General features: G+C 67.8%; 5 protein-coding genes. All 5 read left to right on the top strand.

Translation table 11 applies throughout. The annotated features are described in order from the left end of the window. Positions 1–268: transposase (locus tag CXY79_RS00070; RefSeq protein ID WP_146068054.1), on the top strand; the 268-nt coding region annotated here is incomplete at its 5' end. A gap of 336 nt (positions 269–604) precedes the next feature. Then, entirely contained in the window at positions 605–1399 is a 795-nt protein-coding gene (locus CXY79_RS00075; protein ID WP_104099139.1) for a CPBP family intramembrane glutamic endopeptidase, read from the top strand. Between the two features lie 120 nt (positions 1400–1519). Then, the gene (locus CXY79_RS00080; protein ID WP_158250183.1) at positions 1520–2194 is read left to right on the top strand and encodes a universal stress protein; all 675 of its coding nucleotides are present in this window, start codon (positions 1520–1522) and stop codon (positions 2192–2194) included. 192 nt (positions 2195–2386) lie between these two features. Beyond that, entirely contained in the window at positions 2387–3268 is an 882-nt protein-coding gene (locus CXY79_RS00085) for a DUF4097 family beta strand repeat-containing protein (protein ID WP_158250184.1), read from the top strand. A gap of 2 nt (positions 3269–3270) precedes the next feature. Then, positions 3271–3741: PadR family transcriptional regulator (locus CXY79_RS00090; RefSeq protein ID WP_104099141.1), on the top strand; the 471-nt coding region annotated here is incomplete at its 3' end.

The raw sequence follows: 3741 nt of genomic DNA on the forward strand, positions 1-3741 counted from the left end.
CGCCGAGGCCCTGGACAAGTGGGTCGGATGGGCCCGCCGCAGCCGAATCCCGTCGTTCGTGAAACTCCAACGCTCCATCGTTAAGCACCGGGCCGCGATCCTTGCATCGATCGAGCACGGCCTCTCCAACGGCCGCATCGAATCCATGAACACCAAGATCCGACTACTCACCCGCATCGCGTTCGGCTTCAAATCACCCGACGCCCTCATCGCCCTCGCCATGCTCAGCCTCGGCGGCCACAAACCAGTGCTCCCCGGCCGGGTTTAACCCACAGAAGCAGCAGGAGAGCCGAGATTTNGCCGGGTTTAACCCACAGAAGCAGCAGGAGAGCCGAGATTTCGTCCGAATCGGTCCTTAAACCCTGGAAAACCTTCCTTGCTCCCAAAATCTCCGTCGAATTGGTTCATCGCCGGGCCTCGATGCCCGGTCGCGAGGCGAGACGCACCGGCCGTTCCCCGCCCGGGTTGGGTACCATATCTCATGGGCGATGGCGCGGCAGGGTCAGCGAAACGGGCAGCGGGCACGAGTGGGAGCACGGGCAGCCCATTCACAGGCGGCACGAGCGCCGGCAGCGGCGCCGGACCGGCAACGTCGAGCGAACGGATGCGCCCGCGCGCCTCCTGGGGACTCGTCCCCGCCGCGCTGCTCTCCGCCTCCGCCGTGCTGCTGTTCGGGGCGCGCGAGCCGCTGCCCGGCTACGCGCTACTCGCCGCGGCCATCGGGCTCGCCTTCGCCATCGACCGGGCCCTGTTCAAGGATCTGCTCCTGATCGCGATCGGGCTGCTGATCATCAGCACCATCTCGGTCGAGGCCGATATCAGCTACCCGAATATGGCGCTGATGGGGACCGTGCTGACCGTCGCCGTGCTCGTGCCCTACCTGCTCTCCCGCTACGCGTTCGGCGACCACGCGATCCGGTTCCCGATCCGCACCGGCCAGCGCTGGACCTCCCTGGAACGCTGGTACCTGCCGCTTGTGCTGCTCCTGGGCTATCTGATTCTGCCGACCTATTTCATCCGTTCGGGCGCCTACCAGAACTGGCCGGCCGTGACCGCCCCCGACGCGATCGCCCGCCTGTTCGTGGGCGTCGGCTTCGTCGGCATCTGGGACGAACTCTTCTTTATCTGCACGGCGTTCGCCCTGCTCAGGCGTCATTTCCCCGACTGGCAGGCCAATCTCCTGCAGGCCGTGATCTTCACCTCGTTCCTGTGGGAACTGGGCTACCAGAGCTGGGGGCCGCTGATGACGTTCCCCTTCGCGCTGTTGCAGGGCTACACCTTCGCGCTCACCAAATCACTGACCTATGTGGTGATCGTGCACCTGCTCTTCGACGCGGTCGTCTTCCTCGTGATCGTGCACGCCCACACCCGCGACTGGCTGCCGATCTTCCTGTACTGAAGCTCAGGCGGCGCTCAGGCGGCGAGCCGGTCGACGGATGCCCCGGCCGCCGGACCTCGCCCCCTTGCAAGTTCGGCGCGGGCCGCCAATGCTGAGGGCATGTGGGCAGAAGGCGTCTGGGTGACACCGCTTCTGGTGGCGGTCGGCTGGGTCCTGGTGGGACTTGCGTCGGCGTTCGTGATGATCCGCCGCGGCCACGACGCCCCGATCTGGGTGGTTCTCGGTCTGGCTGCCGGCCCCTTCGCCATCGCGCTGGCCGGCCTGGCCGTCTACCTCGAGCGGGAGGAATTGGCCGAGGCGGCCGTGATTCCCGGGGAATCCCTCGAGGGAGACGTGCGGGTGCTCGTCTGCATCGACGGCTCCGAGGCCGCGGACCACGCCGCCGTCACGGTGGTGCTGCTCCTTGGGGCGAGGCTGCAGACCGTGACGCTGCTGACGGTGCTCGACTACGACGTCGCGCGCGACGTTTCCCCCGACAGGCTCGACCGCATCGCCGCCGGCATCCAGTCCGCCGCCGTCGGTCAGCTGGCCGACCTTGCGGTGCACCCGTTCAGCACCCGGGCCACAGGGGGCGCCGCCGAGCAGATCCTGCGCCGGGCGGGCTCCGGCGCCTACGACCTCTTCGCGCTCGGCTCCCACCGGCAGCGCCGCTCGCGTTTCCTTGGCAGCGTGGCGCGGGAGATCGCCAACAAAGCCCCGATCCCGCTGCTGACCGTGCGAGCCGCCCCGGTCGAATCGATCGAGTCGGCCGAGCGCGCCGCCCGCCTCGGCCTGACCATCGAGCCGGAGAGTTGACCGCCGTACGGAAGCCTGAATCGAAGCCTGAACCGAAAGCTGAACCGAGAGCTGAACCCCGGCTGAGAGTTCCCGCCGGCGCTTGTCCGCTCGCCACTCGCGATATATCGTGAATCTCAACAAGACGCGATATATCGTGAACAGGTGGTGAGCATCCGTTGCGCGGACGCCGCCCCCGAAAAGGAGAATTCCATGGCTTTGGAAAAATGGCTGGTCAGCCCCGGGCAGACCACGGTGATCGACATCGAGGTCGTTCGGGCGCTCAAGGTGGGCATGATCGGCGGAAAGATCGACGTGATCGGCCACGACGAGCCGGGCACTCGCATTGAGGTGCACAGCGTGACCGGCAAGGACCTCAAGATCTCGGTCGACGGCGACACGCTCGAGATCGACCACCCGCAGCTGCGTTGGGACAACTTCATCGAGGTCTTCGCATCGTTCCGCGGCACCGCGAAGGCAGACGTCAGCATCCTGGTCCCCCGCGGCGTGGCCCTGAAGCTCGGCGTGATCTCGGCCGAGGCCCTGATCTCGGGCCTCACGAACGGCGCCCGGCTGAGCACTGTGTCGGGCGACATCGTGGTTGACGGCGTCACCGGGGACCTGGAGCTCAACGCCGTGAACGGCGAGCTGTCGGTGCGCGGCCTCGAGGGCAGCATCATCGCCCACACGGTCTCCGGCGATTGCACGGCGAGCGGGGCCATCCGGCGCTTCAGTCTCGACGGGGTTAACAGCGAGGTGTTCCTCGACATCGAGGGCACGCCCGATTCCATCAACACGAACACGATCAGCGGCAGCCTCACCGTGCGCCTCGGCGCCGATGTGGCGACGCGCTACCGGCTGAACACCGTCTCGGGCACGCTGCAGCTGGACGACCAGACGATTCGCGGCACCTTCGGAAAGGGCTTCGAGTCCAGCACCGGCACACTCGAGGGCAGCTGGCTCGAGCTGCAGGCCAACTCGGTGTCGGGCGACATCACGGTGGTGCGTCGCAGCACCGAGCCTGCGTCCGCGGGCCCGGCCGGCGAACGAACAAACACCGAACCGGGCGACGCCCGCGCCAACGGGGAGGTCTGAGAATGACCCCCGTCTTCGCCCACGGCAGCCTTCGCCTCTACCTGCTCAGCCTGCTCGCCGAGCAGCCGCGGCACGGCTACGAACTGATCCAGGCGCTCAGCGACCGCTTCGGCGGAACGTACATCCCGAGCGCCGGCACGATCTACCCGCGCCTGGCCAAGCTTGAAGAGGAAGGACTCGTGACCAAATCGACGGATGGCCGCAAGACCGTCTACGAGATCACCGACGCCGGCCGCGCCGAACTCCAGGCCCGCCAGGGTGACCTGCACGACCTCGAGACCGAGGTCGCCGACTCCGTGAGGCGACTGGCCGACGACGTGCGGTCGGGAGTCAGCGAGGCGATGCGCAGTCTGCGCCTCGACCTGGCCTCCGCCAAGCGCCAGGCGGGGGATGCCCGCAGCGCACGCAAGGCGGGCACCGCCGCCGGCAATGCCGCGCGCACCGCGGCCGGGGCCGCCGCCGGCGCGGCAGCC

The sequence above is a fragment of the Cryobacterium sp. M96 genome (genome assembly GCF_002929845.1).
GTDB lineage: Bacteria > Actinomycetota > Actinomycetes > Actinomycetales > Microbacteriaceae > Cryobacterium > Cryobacterium sandaracinum.

Excerpts from the sequence above, each read along its gene's own strand:
- CXY79_RS00085 (WP_158250184.1), top strand. The coding sequence starts at position 2,387 with ATGGCTTTGGAAAAATGGCTGGTCAGCCCCGGGCAGACCACGGTGATC.
- CXY79_RS00075 (WP_104099139.1), top strand. The coding sequence starts at position 605 with ATGCGCCCGCGCGCCTCCTGGGGACTCGTCCCCGCCGCGCTGCTCTCC.